The sequence below is a fragment of the Acinetobacter sp. UBA3132 genome (genome assembly GCF_002364825.1).
Taxonomy (GTDB): Bacteria; Pseudomonadota; Gammaproteobacteria; order Pseudomonadales; family Moraxellaceae; genus Acinetobacter; species Acinetobacter schindleri.
In genome coordinates this window covers 3,179-3,406 of the sequence record NZ_DEZM01000014.1, presented here as the reverse complement: position 1 = coordinate 3,406, position 228 = coordinate 3,179, and the positions used below count along the sequence as shown (strand labels likewise).

The following is a 228-nucleotide window of genomic DNA, read 5'->3' as shown; positions in this document are numbered from 1 at the left end:
ACCACTTCAATTGAAGTGGTTGTCTATTAAATTATAGAAACTTATTTTTTAAACGGAAAAGCATATTTCACAATACGCTTAATCACGCTGCCGTACTGTTTCACCAGACTGGCATTGTTATAGTTCAGACCATATTTTTCACAGACTGCCTGTACTTTTGGCGCCATTTGACGATAACGACGTGCCGGCACATCAGGGTATAAATGATGCTCAATCTGATGGCTCAAG

The 228-nt window shown here is 39.5% G+C and carries 1 protein-coding gene; it reads right to left on the bottom strand.

The genetic code is table 11. The features are described 5' to 3' along the window. Positions 1-41: 41 nt before the first annotated feature. On the bottom strand, positions 42-228 hold a 187-nt coding region (locus B4033_RS00595), incomplete at its 5' end, for a fatty acid desaturase (RefSeq protein ID WP_286831109.1).